Below are 13,688 nucleotides of genomic sequence, written 5' to 3' on the forward strand. Positions count from 1 at the left end.
GCTGATGGGCTAATGATACGCAATAAAGTGTTTACAGTGTGTTTGAAGATGTAACAAGTCATTGCATAATGCGGTTGCAAATAGAACAAATCGCTCTATTTAAATGCAAAGCAGCAACAATATAATTGAAATTTATTACTGAGGTTATAATGAAAACACAATCAATGGCGTGCCGTTTAGGCTGTGGAGCATGCTGTATTGCACCAAGTATTAGCTCGCCAATACCGGGTATGCCAAATGGTAAAAAGGCCGGAGAACGTTGTATTCAGCTGGATGAGCGTAATTTATGTAAGCTATTTGGTGATGAGTCGCGCCCTAAAGTGTGTAGTGATTTTAGCGCCACTTTAGATGTATGTGGGACGACTAATGAACACGCATTAACGTTAATTACCGAATTAGAGCAATTAACCTAATTTATTGTATTAAATACACATATATTTACAATTTATACGCTTGAAAAGTGTTGATAACCTGAACTCCGGATAATAAATCCATCTCAAGCAGCTATTTTCAGCGCTAACTGCGTTGAATTTACTTGCAATAGGCTAGCTATTGACGCGTAATTTCGCCTTGTTTTCACTAAAAATCTCTAGCTTGAGAAAATAAACATAAATATCATTTTGATTCAATATGTTAGTAAATCTCTTAACCAGAGTTCAGGTTAGATACTTACTTTGTGTTTCTAAAAGTAGTACTGAGAGTGCAATTACGTATCCACTTAGCATTGTCGCTAGTGTTTTTTCTCATTCAATTCTCTTTGTTCATACCGTTTTTAATGATAAATGCACAAAGAGGGCGAAGAGGCGCTGCGCTTTTAGAGTACGTAAAGTAGGGCGAGCTGCGGTATGAAATTTTTAAGTCAGTTTGTTGCTAGTCTGTTTATTATTTCAATTAAAAAAACACGCTCAGCGTGGGATACACCCTCGCCGAGCTAAATTGTTACCAGCTATACGTGGCGCTTAGCGTATATTGCTCACCGCGACCTGGCGTGCCTGGGATTTCTTCAAACGATTCATCCCACAAATTATCCGCAGCTAAAGTAATAAAGAAATTTTGCAGTGTAGCCGGGGTTATTTTTAACGTCAGCTGAGTAAATAGTGCCTCGTCATCTGAACGGCGCAGCGCATTGTTATGCTGTTTACGCCACTCATTATCTACTCGAAACTCTAACATATCCGTCGGGTTCCAAATCGCACCGAGTGTTACACGATGATCAGGAAAATTTAAGGCATAAAAGCTAGCATCAACATTTTCAGCGCCATAGGTTTCTGTTTTATGTAAGTAGGTATAGCTGGCAACAATTTCTGTATTATTAAATTGTTTAGTGGCTAAAAACTCAAGGCCTGTGGTGTCAATATCAACCGGCTGTGCAAATCGCGCTGAGCTTGAATCAAAGCTAAATGTCCAATCGGTTAGGTTGTTATCTTTACGATAAAAAAGTGCGGAATTAAGCTGCCAGCTTTGTTGCTCAAGCAATAAGCCCAGCTCTAAATTTTTAGTGGTTTCGCGCTCAAGATTAGCGTTACTTCTGAACAACCCACCAGTCTCGCTGCCACCAATGGCGGTGTAGCCTGCTACTTGGCTTGCCTCGGCATACGACAAATACAATGTTCGCTCAGTGCCATCGTTATTTTGGGTATTGAAACTAATATCACCAATTAGCGATAGCTCAGAATCATCACGACTGGTGTTATCAAACGCAGCACCTAAGCGGACGGTTAGTTGCTGCTTGCTTGCTAGTGCTGTTGTGTATTCAGGCAATACACTAAGCTTAAAGTAGTTACGTGAAGTAAAGTTATTTTCAAGGGTGGTGGAGTCAATACTGTCTTCTATATATTGCGCCGAGTAATTAACCGCAACTGACTTTGTTTGCGCATGACGACCTGAAATAGCCAATGATTTTACTTGTGTTTCATGAAATGCTTGGAACGCGCTTGGGTTCTCTCTTGAATAAACATAATGGTCGTTATGCTTGCGGTAATAAGCCGATACTTCAAATTCACTGTTGGTAGCATAGGCTTGCTTATGGTTGAGCATCCATAATTGGGTTTCTAAGTCTTCGGTTTCATTTACACCAAAGGGGGTATAAAGGTTTGGCCAACCAAAAAACTTTTCTTGTAAGCCGTAAAATAAATCAGTTTGTGAATCGCTCCCAGTTAACTGCACTCTTCCAGAAGTACGGGTAAAGTCATGATCGCCAAAATCAATTGAACCATCACTTTGTGAGTGCGAATATTCACCTTCAAAACCAATACGCCAATTAGCGTTTGCTTCAATTGGAGTACTCACACCTGCATGAATTGTTTGTAGGTTAAAGTCATTTGAGCCAGCGCCCAAAGAGACACTGCCACCAGTTGTTATTGGTTTCCAAGCAAACGACACAGTACCTACCGAGCTATTCATGCCATAAAGTGCATTATCGGCTCCGGTTAATACGCTGGCACCCGTTAGCATTTGTGGTGCAATAGGAATTTCTGCAAAGTAGTGACCAGACTGCGGGTCTAGTAGAGTTGCACTGCCGACTCTAAAGCCGGTATTTTCAAAAATACCACCGCGTATCGTTACATCAGCTTGTGCTTCAGCCATATTGCGTGATTGCAAGTCAACACGCGGGTCGTACTCTAAATTTGAAATAGGCGAATCAAATGTACCAACAGGTAATGTATTGGCGGTGGGTGACGCTTCAATTGTTATTTGTTCTATGGTTGCTGTTTCTTTACTCTGCTCTGCATAAGCAACAGTTGAAATACTGGCTAGTACGGCCGGTATAATAAGGTGCGGGGCACGATTCATATCATTATTCTCATTTTATGCAATGGCGCTAACAATTAAATACCTATCACTTTTTATCACATGATAAGGTAAGCTCACTAAGCTAGGGTGATTTTGGGCGCTATTGTACATTAATGATAAAAAACTGCATTTGATAATCAAATCTAGCGTTACAAAATAGTAACTCTGCATCCTATAAATTATTTACATTGGTCACTTTATTATGCAAACACAACAATCGAGTCATTCATTAAATCAGCACACACTTTATTTTGCTGGTGGTTGCTTATGGGGCGTGCAAGAATTTATGAAGTATTTACCTGGAGTAGTGACTACTGAGGCGGGGCGTGCCAACGGCAAGAGTAACACAACACAAGGTGAATACGATGGCTATGCCGAATGCGTGAAAGTAACCTTTGATGCCCAAGAAGTGACCTTAAATGAATTAATCGGCTATTTTTTTGAGATTATTGACCCATACAGTATCAATAAACAAGGTAACGATGTAGGCGAAAAATACCGCACCGCCATTTTTAGCCAAGACAGTAATCATTTAAACATCGCTAGAGACTATATTAGCCAGCGTGATGATGCTGAAAAAATAGCGGTACAAGTAGCGCCACTGACTAATTATGTCCCTAGCGATCCCGAGCATCAAGACCGTTTAACTAATCACCCAGATGACTACTGTCATTTACCCTTTGAGTTATTATATAAGTACAAAGCGAGTTAATTAAAACTATTGTTTATTTTTTCTTTGAACTTTTTTTGTTTATCTTTTTATCTTTTTTACGAGGGAACATATCTCTACTTAAGTAAGGTACCGCTAAAAAAAAGATCCCACATCCTAAGTAAAAAAGAAGGTTAAAAAGATAAGCAAATGGAGAGGTCGAGAAAAAATAAACCTCAGATTCAACTCGATAATCTGTTGGTGTATGAACATAACCGTCTTGTATAGAATTTACTGCGATTATTATAAGTAATAACCCTAAAGCAAAAGAAAACAAAGTGAATACTACTTGGCTCAATAGCATTCTAGTATTACTGATATCTACATATTTTACTTTTGGTTTCTTTTTTGATTGCTTCATTTTGGCCAAAAAAAGTAATAATGATTGCTACTAATATTCCTACAAAACCAGCGCTTGAAAAAATTAGACTGTATTCACTCTTAATATTGAAGATATTTAATAGGCTGGTTATTAACAATAAAAAAATACCAATAATTTTTATAATCGTGAGTGTTTTATTCAAACAAAACCATGTTTGACAAGAAGGGCATTGTTTTTCAATAAAAATACTATTTTTGTTAATATTATTTATATCTTTAGCTGCAAAATTACTTTTACAATTTGGGCACATTTCTTTCATTTTAATCCTTTAATTTATCTCACAACTTTAAACACTAGGTTTACTAAACGTCTTATTGATTAAGCTTTATCCCTTGTAACATGATTACTATAGCATTGAGCTATCACCTTGTTAATGCGCAACTTATTACATTATAGGCAAACAGTTTTTAAGCCATAAAAAAGCCCGCGAACATGCGGGCTTTTAAATATTAATTAAAATTTATTGCTGCGCTTTAGGCGGAAAGTTGCTTAAAATATTGGCAACCGTTTCTTTAATAGCGGCTTCACGTTGTGATGGTGTTTGTTTTTTCTTTAAACGACCATCTTTAGCACCACGCCAAATTAATTGGTTTGACTCACGATCAATAATATCGATAACTAACGTGCCTACTTCATATTCACGTGCGCTTACATCGTGGTTAAAGCCTGTGCCCCAGTAACCCCAACGTGCACCGTAGCCTACGTTAAAGGTATCTACTTCAAGCTCTTTATCAACACTTGCATGGTAATTAACAAGTACATCAGCTTGCGCTACGTCAACCAATTGCATACCTAACTGTTGGCTTAGTTGGTTGTTTACCGCATTGCGAACGCGTTTTTCCATAAGGCCACTGATTTGGTAGTTATTCGTGTCTTTGGTTAGGCTCGCGTTTTCTACCCAAGCAAACGTTTTGTAGTTACTAAAGTTTGCTGATTTATCGTAATCCCAATCGGGCGTTTGTGTACAGGCGGTAAGTAGCGCCAGTGCTGCGACAATAAATATATGTTTCATTACGTTTGCTCCAATAAAGTGCGTTTATTTAAACTACCATGGGCGAGGGTAATTTAAAATCTAAAAATAAGTGTAACTGGCTAAGATGAATAGCCAATTAATTTTTAGTCCAGTAGAGAGGCTTTATGTTCAACCTCAATCCAATCTTTTTCATCTACCCAGTTTTGTGCGCCGTTTTTTACTGAACGAATTGGCACAATATAATCACAACTTATTTGCGGTTTAACCGAAGCAAATATTGGCACAAAGCCAAAGCTCAGGGCGGTTTCTATAATTGCTTTTTGGTTTTGCGGATCGATATCAGCCGCTTCATCTATGTAAATAGGTATACGGTATAAGTTTTGTTCCTGATCGCTTAATAAGTAACGAATAAACAACATGCCACATAATAGCTTAATGGTGATACGCGTACCATTTGAACCAGCCGAATCTATTTTTTCAAAGTGCTCGGTTTCGCCCGCGCGGTTAACCACTTCAAAACGAATATCAAATAAATCGGTAAGGGTCAGGCCTGCTTTGTCTGAGGCGAGTTTAATTAAATGATCTTTTGCGTCGTTTACCGCACTTTCGCTGTACGGCTCTTGGCTAAGTAAATCAAGAGTATCGCCTTGTTCAATTTGGTTAGAGGTACTTATAATGGTATCAATGCTATCTACCAACATTTTGCGCGGGATAATATTAATTTTAAACGCTTGCAGGTTTGAAATACGATGCTGGCTTATGCCTTTATTAAAGCTATTCATTTCACGGCGTAGGCGGTCTAAATCTTCACGTAAGCCTTTAATCGTGGCGGCCACTTCGGTGAGGGCAACGCGACCTTGGCGCTCAACGGCATCACGCTCGTTATCAATATTATGAAACGCGCTAATAAGTTTTTGGTATTTACTAAACTCATCGTTTTCGTTATCGAATTTGGTAATACCTGCATTGTAAATATGCATATAAGTATTACGTACATTTATATCGAAATTACGTAGCTCTTGGCAGTCTTTGTTAAAGTGGTGAATTAAATCGCTTAAATTATCAAAATCGATTTTTATATCAATCATGTAAGGTGTCACTTTACCACTGTATAAATCTAACGTGTGGTCAATACGCTCGGTTTTAACTTGGCGCAGGCGCTCTGTTTGACGATTAATTTGCGCTTGTTTTGATTTAATTAACGAGCGTCTATCAGCAATTGAGCCACTGTTTTTTTGAATATCTTGTAGGTAGTCGTCAACTTGTTCGCGTTCGGCTAAAAGCTGCTCTTTTAGCATTGCTTGGGCGTCAACCGATTGTTGCATCACTTCAAATTGCTCTAAGCGTTTAAGTGCACTTTCAGCACTCATAAGCTCATCGTATAGCGCGTCTTTTTCTTTTTGCTTATCTGCAACATTGGCGGCCACTTCGCGCTGTTGTTTAAACTCTTTTAATGATTGCTCAAGTGCGGTTAATTGAGCACTCAGTTGCTCTTTGTTTTCGCCGCTTTGCATTTGCACAGGCGAGAGTTTTTTAAGCTTAATACTGGCACCGGGCAGGGTGAGTACACCGCCTTTTACGTTTTCACTAAGCTGCGCTAAAAATTCGCCGAAAGCATCGTCATCATCAATAGTGATATCGCCATTGCTGGTGGTAGCAAAGGAGAGAAGATCGGGGTTTAATAATCGCGATATTTCTTCAACTTCTTTCAGTGATAAGTCTTCACGCATACGAGTGAATAAATTAAATTCTAAGTTTTTAAGTTGTAACTTTAAGCTTTTAATTTGTTTTTGTGTTTCGCCAATGCGGTAATCAAGGGTGTGCAGGCTTTGACCTTGTGCACTCGTTATTGAGTGTGACAACGACTCGTAGTCATTTTTTAACTGCGTTAAGCTGGTTTTGAGCGTGGCTTTATTAACCAGCTCAAACTCACTTTTAAGAGCGTTGTAATCTAAAAACCACTGTTCAATTTGGGTTTGTTTGCGCTCTATATCGCGCGATTGTTGAACGTATAAGCTTTGTTTTTGTTCAAACTCGTGTTTTTCGTGCTCAATATCTTCAAGAGCGATGTTGAGCTCGCTTAGTTGCTCTTCCTGATACGTATCAAAATCAATCAGTGCTTGGTCAATTTTTGGTGCATAAGCGGCCAGTTTACCTTTAAGAACGGTTTGGTTTTCAAGCATAGATTCGAGGGCGGCTATGGGCTCTTGCATTGACTCAAGGGCTTTTAATTCACGTTTTGCGCGGTTTACTTTATCAAACGACCGGCGCCATACTTCGTAAAAGTCGACCTTTGAATTTGACATGTGGCGTTCAAACACACGTAACATAAAGCGCTTAACGTCGTTTGCGCCTAATTTATGTAAATTAAGAATACGACGAAATATTTCTTTGTATATTGCAGAGTCTTGAACGTTGTTAAGGGGGATCATTTTTAAATTGATCTCACCATCAAATTGCGTTGCACCGCCAGTAAGTAGGGCGTTTAACTCTTGCGCTTTAAGCTCTATCGGGTTGTAACCTTGCTGCTTTAAGTGATTAAACAGCTTGGTAAACTTAATAATGGTATTGCCTTGGGTGTACTGGGCTAAATCAAGTTTGCCTTGATAGCAAAAGTATTGGTGTGCATAACCGGCAATTTTACCTAAGCCTGCTACGCCAATGACAACTGAGCCATGGGGTAAATCGGCTTGCAATAAAATGTACGATTGATCTGATGAAAAATAAAACTTACGGGTTTCATCTAAATCGTGGCCATCCCACTCGGTAAGGCGTAAATCGTTAATTAGCGGAAATTGCAGTGCATTAATAACTGAGCTTTTACCTGTGTTGTTAGGCGCACAAATCGAGCTACTTTTATCAAGTGGGATCACACACTTTGCATAGCCTGCAGTATTAAGTAGGGCGAGTTTACTCAGTCCGTATAAGTTTTTCATTCCTCGTCCTCTCCTAAAAAGGTTTCTTCATTTACTTCCATTAAGGCATCAATATAGCGATGAATTGGCGCCTGTAGCATAAAGCCGCCTTCCACTTCGCGGGCAAGGCCTAAACGTACCATGCGTAAATACACATCTTTGCGTAAATCAGAACCCGAGAATATTTCAAGCTGATCAAATAAATGTTTATTAAGTTGTACCAAGGTTTGCATTAGCTCTAAATCGTTTGGCTCATCAAATAATGCACGCATTGGGTCTTTACCTGTGTTGGCAAAGTGTTCGATTAAAATATAAATAGTGAGCGCTATCGCGCGCGATATTTTGCCCATATTGGGGGTGCTTTCATCGCTAGCAAAATAATAAAAGCCACGACTGTCGTGCTTTAAATCATGGCCTAATGCTGTGAATAAGGCGCTGTAGGCTTCAATTTGTTGGTCAAGCTCTTGCCACATTACCGTGTCTTGTTCGCAAATGTGGTAACCCGCGACTAATTTTTTATTAATGGCTTGTAAGTGAGAAAGCTCATTTAAGTTTATCTGTGTCATGGTGATTACTCGTGCTCGGCTTTATCAGCCTGAGGCTCTGAATTAAAGGGGTACAAAGAAAAGTGCTGGCCTGCAATGTTAACGCGGGCTTTTTTATCGCTTTGGCTAATGTGTAGGGTGGTATCGCTCACTAGCTTTTGATATAAAAACAGCATTTCATCGGCTTCAAGCTCTGGGTAGCTTTCGTCTAAAAATTGCAGCAGAGGCTGTGGTTTTTTACGCTGCTTTTTGAAGCGTTTTGCAAACTGCGCTTTTACATCGTGATAGTCAGGAATGTTTGGCGTGACAAACGCAGGCACATCGTTTTGCTCTGGTAGCTGATATTCATGATGCTCAAATTCAGCCAGGCTTGCCATGTAGGCTACTATATGGCGCTGTTGACCCAATGAATACTTTTGCGCATCGCTTACAAAATGTGGCTGCACGGCGCTGAGCATATTATCTACCCCATTTTTACGTATTAGCCCTAATACTTTTGCTACTTGGCGGGTAACAAGGTTATTACGGCGCAACTCTTCACGCAGTGGCATAAGCATATCGGCACTTTTACGTAAGCTTATCCGGCCAACTAGGTGCATTTCTAGAATGCGGGTACGCAATTGTTCAAGCATGCGTTTATCGTTGTACGCTTTGCCTGAACGTTCAATATGTTCTATTTGGGTGCTAATTTGTTGCTCAATTAAAGTAAAACAGGCATGAAAGTCGCCTCTAATATCCACCATTTCTAGCATGGGTTCTATATATTCATCAAATGCTTCTATCACGGCTTTATAGCGCTTTTGCAGCGATTGCACCGCGTTATTTGATTTGGCTTGCTCAACAATATTTAAAATGGCGTTTTCGTTGTGTAAAAACAGTTTGATTATTTTACGCACCCGATCATCCATAATACGGCTAAAGCGGCGTAAATCATCAAAATCTTCCATTTCACCGGCATTAGATAGCCGATTACCTAAACGGGCCAAATCATCAACCAAGACACTAATTTCTTGTGCTAAGCCTAAATGTTCTTCTTGCAGTAAAAAGGTGGCAAAATCGGCAATGGCGCGGTTAATTTCCAGTTGTGACGATTTAGCCAGCGGAATAATAATTTCTTGATTTAATAACCGGTTGGTTTCTTTATAAATACGCTCATTATTCCACGTGGGTTGCTTTTGCTTAATGGCATTTTGAAGATCTTTAATACTAAAGTCGGCCATTTTAAAGCGCTTAAATAATAGCTCTAATACACCCCAGTGTTCATTTAGGGTATTAAGTAGCTTTTTAGCTGGGATCATAAGGCGTTGCAACTTCCTAGTATTCGTTATTTTATATTTCTCGAACTTATATGGTATTCGTTTTTGCGACGATTTAATAATAGTTTTTACACCCGCTTAGTGATAGTATCCGCGCCGAATATAGGCACATAGAGTTTGTGGGTATATTTTTTACATGGTTTCAATTTTTACTTAACCCCGAAGGTTGTTTAATATCATGGTTTCCTCGATTATCCTGACGCTGATAGCGATTGCATTCTTGCTTATCGTTATTGAGGATGTGATCCACGTTAACAAAGCCAAAACGACGTTATTTTTTGGTACACTTTGCTGGATTATCTCCTTTATTTTTCCTCTTAATGGGCAAAGCCCCGAAACGATTCAAACCCTCCTAGACCACAATATTTTAGAAATTGCTTCTTTATGGCTGTTTTTAATGGCCGCAATGACCTTTGTCGCCTATTTAAACTCTAAAGGACTTATCGAAAATGTTGTGAATCGGATTATGCCAACCAGCATTAGTGAGCGAAAGCTGATGTTTTTGGTGGGGTGTTTTGCGTTTTTATTTTCATCTATTTCTGACAACGTTACGGCCACGCTAATATCACTGGCAGTGATTATGTCATTAAAACTTGAAGCCAAAAAGTTAGTTAAGTACGCCACGCTTATTGTATTTGCTGTAAACTCCGGTGGTGTATCACTTATCACGGGTGATGTAACCACACTTATGATTTTCCTTGATGGTAAAGTAACAATTAGCAATTTATTACTGTTAATTGTGCCTGCGTTACTAAGTGTATTATTACTGGCTACTTTGTTATCAATTGGCATGAATAAGCAACTCGAGTTTAAAAAAACTAAATTTAAACGTATTGAAAAAACCGACATAACCATTGCGGTTATTTTCTTCACTACGGTTATTGCTACGCTTACATTGAGTGTTTTATACAGTGTACCGCCTCTGCTTACTTTTTTATTGGGTTTATCTATTATGTTTTTAGTCGCGCAATTTTTAATGCGCAAAAAAGACATCAACAAAGATATGATCGATTTTATACGCGACATAGAGTACGACACCTTATTGTTTTTCGTGGGTGTGTTACTGCTTGTTGGTGCGTTAAAAGAAGTTGGGGTACTGAGCCAATTTACTAATTTGTATACGGTAATGGCGCCAGAGTACGCAAACTACTTAATGGGTATTTTATCTGCAGGTGTTGATAACGTGCCACTAACGGCAGCGTTATTAAAAGCCGACATTGTAATGAGTCAACAGCATTGGTTGTCGTTTACGTATGCAACCGGTGTAGGTGGCTCTATGCTAATCATTGGCTCGGCGGCCGGTATTATAGCCATGAGTAAGGTAAAAGAGCTGACGTTTGCAAGTTACCTTCGCTTATCGCTGTATTTATTACTGTGTTACACCTTTGGTTATGCGGGCTCTTACTTAATGGGTAGTTTTATTTGATTTTATAGTAAAACGACTTGACAGCTAGACGTCTAAACGATAACTTTCAAAGCCGCACTCTTAGTGCGGTTTTGTTTTATTAGCCACAGGTTAATAATACATTCAGAAGAGGTGCGATACTTAGGTACTTAATGTGAGGCAACGACAGCCTGCGATCATTAAGGAGGGAAGTACTCGCCGAGGAAAATAATGGGTCGTTACCATTGTTTTTCGGTTTATGGGGCTGAATCCTCAAAACTGTCACCAATTTAGGTGGAGAGCTTCTGGCAGTAGATTTTTCTTATCTTTATTTCCTGCCAAGTTCTTCTTGTTTTATTGCGGTTTGGATGCCGCGAAAGGAGACGAAATGACTACCCAACCAGTGCCACAAAGTTCACAGTGCACAAAATCAGATTACATTGTTGCCAAATTTGGTGGCACCAGCGTTGCTAACTTTGAGGCGATGAGCCGTTGTAGCGAAATTATCGTAAACGATAAAAATGTACGTATTGTTGCAGTAAGCGCCAGTGCCGGAGTGACCAATCATTTAGTGGAGCTTTGCAAAGCGGGTATTGAAGCCACTAAACGCCAACAGCATATTGATGGTGTCCTTGCGATTCAGCAGGCTATTTTAAATGACCTGTCGTTAGATGAGGATTTAGCCCTTGGGTTTAATCAAACGCTTGATGCATTTCAAACGTTGGCGGCACAAACACTCAATACTGAGCAGCAGTTCGATGAGCTACTTAGCTTTGGCGAGCGTTTATCGTCGTACTTATTTACCCAAGTACTAAGGTTAAAGGGTTTAAATGCCACTCGTTTTGATGTGCGCCAGGTGCTTAAAACCGATAGCCAATTTGGTAAAGCAACACCAAATGTGGCCGCCACAGCGCAAGCCGCTCAAACACATTTAATTCCGCTGCTTGATGATAGCGTTATTGTGACCCAAGGGTTTATTGGTAGCGATGCAAACAATTTAACGACCACGCTCGGTCGAGGCGGCTCAGATTATAGCGCTGCACTGCTTGCTGAGGCTATTAACGCTAAAAGTGTGCATATTTGGACTGACGTAGTGGGTATTTTTAGCACCGATCCTCGTTTGTGTGTAAAAGCCACTCCTATTGCGCGTTTAAGTTTTGATGAAGCAGCAGAAATGGCGACCTTTGGCGCTAAAGTATTGCACCCGGCAACTATTTTACCTGCCAGTCGCAGCCATATTAATGTGTTTGTTGGCTCAAGCACAGAGCCAGAACTTGGCGGTACGTGGATTGAACGTGAAAAATCGCAGCTACCTGGTATTCGTGCGGTAACGCAACGTAAAAATCAAATATTATTAACCCTTAAAAGCCCAGAAATGCTGTTAGCCAGTGGCTTTTTAGCCCGTATATTTACTATTTTAAGTGAGTGCAATATTTCGGTAGATTTGGTCACCACTTCTGAAATTAGTGTGGCAATTACCCTTGATAATGCGCCTAATGCATCACGCCCAGAGCTAGATCAAGAGTGCTTGGATAAACTCGCTGAATTTTGCCATGTATCGGTTGAAAACAATTTAACGCTGGTAGCGTTAATTGGCTCTGAAATTGTTTTGCGCCAACATGAAATGAATTTAATGAAAGTATTATGTGACTTTAATATTAGACTCATTTGCCATGGTGCAAGTAAACATAACTTGTGCTTTTTAGTTGAGCAAAGCGAGTCTGATGCAGTGGTTCAAGCGATTCATAGTCGATTACTAGAAAGTGATTGCGCTGCGTAAATCGTTAATAGTTATTATTGAGCACCGCCAGTCGGTGCTTTTTTTTGCCACAACGCTAATATCAAACATGTCGTTATGTGCTCCAACCACGGTATTGCTACAAGCTGTAAGCTGAGTGTTATTAAGTTCGTTAAACACATTAGGGCTTAATAATTGAGCAATGGGGCGGCTGGTGGCTTTAGCCAGCGCTTCTTTTAATGTCCAAATCCTAAAAAAATGATGTGCTTGAGTTGTTATGTTATCTGTATTGGTTATTAAACTCACTTCGGCTGGGTGGTAAAAGTGTTTAGCGAGTTTATTAAAAGGGCGCTTTAAACTAATTTTTTCAATATCAAAGCCAAATTGAGTTGATGCTACATTTAACGCTGCACCTACAAAACCATGAGAATGAGAAATACAGCAACTGATCACGCCTGTTGTATTTTTAATATGTAATTCTAATTTACTGTTATCGGGGTTAAATTCAGAACTAATATCACACAGCTTTAATGATGCATAAGAAGAACAAGCGGTTTTTACTAGGTATTTAAGCACTAAACGTGTGGCTAAATATTCTTGTTTAGCCTGTGGATTTTTACGCCGATTAATAACATTGAGCTCAAAAGGGCTTAAATAGTGGGGTAAATCAAATTCACCCACATTGAGGGTTGTTGCGTTAAGCAACGCAATGCAATGGCTGTTATTTGCTAAAGCGGGCGTGGCTTTTAGCTGGTTTTCAAAGTAAGTTACACTCATCATTGCTCGTTATAAATGACGACCGATTACATATTTATTACCCAAAGCTGGATAGTTTGTGAGCGGTTGTTAGTTGTTGTGAGCGCTAAGTACATTTTTATTACTCAGTGGCTCTTAAATATGGTTTAATTCGCATTCGTTAAAATAATAACAGAT

Annotated in this window: 12 protein-coding genes and 1 riboswitch; of the genes, 4 read left to right on the forward strand and 8 right to left on the reverse strand. The window is 39.5% G+C overall.

The features are described 5' to 3' along the window. Window positions 1–149 precede the first annotated feature (149 nt). Window positions 150–413, forward strand: coding sequence for a YkgJ family cysteine cluster protein (locus ACTRWE_RS00530; protein WP_008109286.1), 264 nt, complete (start codon window positions 150–152; stop codon window positions 411–413). A gap of 526 nt (window positions 414–939) precedes the next feature. Here ACTRWE_RS00530 and ACTRWE_RS00535 read toward each other — a convergent pair. Then, window positions 940–2,793, reverse strand: a complete 1,854-nt coding sequence (locus tag ACTRWE_RS00535) for a TonB-dependent receptor plug domain-containing protein (protein ID WP_013465147.1) — start codon at window positions 2,791–2,793, stop codon at window positions 940–942. A gap of 202 nt (window positions 2,794–2,995) precedes the next feature. On the opposite strand from ACTRWE_RS00535, the gene ACTRWE_RS00540 reads away from it, so the two are divergent. Further along, a complete protein-coding gene (locus tag ACTRWE_RS00540; RefSeq protein WP_013465145.1) occupies window positions 2,996–3,505 on the forward strand; it encodes a peptide-methionine (S)-S-oxide reductase in 510 nt (169 codons plus the stop codon). A 13-nt stretch (window positions 3,506–3,518) separates the two neighbouring features. Here ACTRWE_RS00540 and ACTRWE_RS00545 read toward each other — a convergent pair whose 3' ends face one another. From ACTRWE_RS00545 to ACTRWE_RS00570, 6 genes are all read right to left on the reverse strand, one after another. Further along, on the reverse strand, window positions 3,519–3,863 hold the full coding sequence (locus tag ACTRWE_RS00545) for a hypothetical protein (RefSeq protein WP_157137412.1): 345 nt from the start codon (window positions 3,861–3,863) through the stop codon (window positions 3,519–3,521). Beyond that, a complete protein-coding gene (locus ACTRWE_RS00550) occupies window positions 3,814–4,143 on the reverse strand; it encodes a hypothetical protein (RefSeq protein ID WP_013465144.1) in 330 nt (109 codons plus the stop codon). Before ACTRWE_RS00550 ends, ACTRWE_RS00545 begins: the two co-directional genes overlap by 50 nt. 201 nt (window positions 4,144–4,344) lie before the next feature. Then, window positions 4,345–4,896, reverse strand: a complete 552-nt coding sequence (locus tag ACTRWE_RS00555; protein ID WP_013465143.1) for a DUF4136 domain-containing protein — start codon at window positions 4,894–4,896, stop codon at window positions 4,345–4,347. A 104-nt stretch (window positions 4,897–5,000) separates the two neighbouring features. Next, on the reverse strand, window positions 5,001–7,793 hold the full coding sequence (locus ACTRWE_RS00560) for an AAA family ATPase (protein ID WP_013465142.1): 2,793 nt from the start codon (window positions 7,791–7,793) through the stop codon (window positions 5,001–5,003). Continuing rightward, window positions 7,790–8,338, reverse strand: coding sequence for a condensin complex protein MksE (locus ACTRWE_RS00565; protein ID WP_013465141.1), 549 nt, complete (start codon window positions 8,336–8,338; stop codon window positions 7,790–7,792). Before ACTRWE_RS00565 ends, ACTRWE_RS00560 begins: the two co-directional genes overlap by 4 nt. Window positions 8,339–8,343: 5 nt before the next feature. Then, entirely contained in the window at window positions 8,344–9,615 is a 1,272-nt protein-coding gene (locus tag ACTRWE_RS00570) for a hypothetical protein (protein ID WP_013465140.1), read from the reverse strand. Window positions 9,616–9,811: 196 nt separating this feature from the next. Here ACTRWE_RS00570 and nhaD point away from each other — a divergent pair, with 196 nt between their 5' ends. Beyond that, complete coding sequence (nhaD, locus tag ACTRWE_RS00575; RefSeq protein ID WP_013465139.1) at window positions 9,812–11,059, forward strand: sodium:proton antiporter NhaD; 1,248 nt, start codon at window positions 9,812–9,814, stop codon at window positions 11,057–11,059. 98 nt (window positions 11,060–11,157) lie between these two features. Then, window positions 11,158–11,330: riboswitch (Lysine riboswitch) on the forward strand. A gap of 75 nt (window positions 11,331–11,405) precedes the next feature. Continuing rightward, window positions 11,406–12,797 (forward strand): lysine-sensitive aspartokinase 3, encoded by a 1,392-nt coding sequence (lysC, locus tag ACTRWE_RS00580; protein ID WP_029610010.1) that lies wholly within the window; start codon window positions 11,406–11,408, stop codon window positions 12,795–12,797. Here lysC and ACTRWE_RS00585 read toward each other — a convergent pair. Next, on the reverse strand, window positions 12,774–13,532 hold the full coding sequence (locus ACTRWE_RS00585; protein WP_013465137.1) for a 4'-phosphopantetheinyl transferase family protein: 759 nt from the start codon (window positions 13,530–13,532) through the stop codon (window positions 12,774–12,776). The genes lysC and ACTRWE_RS00585 overlap by 24 nt on opposite strands. Window positions 13,533–13,688 lie beyond the last annotated feature (156 nt).

It is taken from the genome of Pseudoalteromonas sp. G5_S1_54_S4, from assembly GCF_054968565.1.

Coding starts and splice junctions, on each gene's coding strand:
- ACTRWE_RS00530 (WP_008109286.1), top strand. CDS start 150: ATGAAAACACAATCAATGGCGTGCCGTTTAGGCTGTGGAGCATGCTGT.
- ACTRWE_RS00535 (WP_013465147.1), bottom strand. CDS start 2,793: ATGAATCGTGCCCCGCACCTTATTATACCGGCCGTACTAGCCAGTATT.
- ACTRWE_RS00540 (WP_013465145.1), top strand. CDS start 2,996: ATGCAAACACAACAATCGAGTCATTCATTAAATCAGCACACACTTTAT.
- ACTRWE_RS00545 (WP_157137412.1), bottom strand. CDS start 3,863: ATGAAGCAATCAAAAAAGAAACCAAAAGTAAAATATGTAGATATCAGT.
- ACTRWE_RS00550 (WP_013465144.1), bottom strand. CDS start 4,143: ATGAAAGAAATGTGCCCAAATTGTAAAAGTAATTTTGCAGCTAAAGAT.
- ACTRWE_RS00555 (WP_013465143.1), bottom strand. CDS start 4,896: ATGAAACATATATTTATTGTCGCAGCACTGGCGCTACTTACCGCCTGT.
- ACTRWE_RS00560 (WP_013465142.1), bottom strand. CDS start 7,793: ATGAAAAACTTATACGGACTGAGTAAACTCGCCCTACTTAATACTGCA.
- ACTRWE_RS00565 (WP_013465141.1), bottom strand. CDS start 8,338: ATGACACAGATAAACTTAAATGAGCTTTCTCACTTACAAGCCATTAAT.
- ACTRWE_RS00570 (WP_013465140.1), bottom strand. CDS start 9,615: ATGATCCCAGCTAAAAAGCTACTTAATACCCTAAATGAACACTGGGGT.
- nhaD (WP_013465139.1), top strand. CDS start 9,812: ATGGTTTCCTCGATTATCCTGACGCTGATAGCGATTGCATTCTTGCTT.
- lysC (WP_029610010.1), top strand. CDS start 11,406: ATGACTACCCAACCAGTGCCACAAAGTTCACAGTGCACAAAATCAGAT.
- ACTRWE_RS00585 (WP_013465137.1), bottom strand. CDS start 13,532: ATGAGTGTAACTTACTTTGAAAACCAGCTAAAAGCCACGCCCGCTTTA.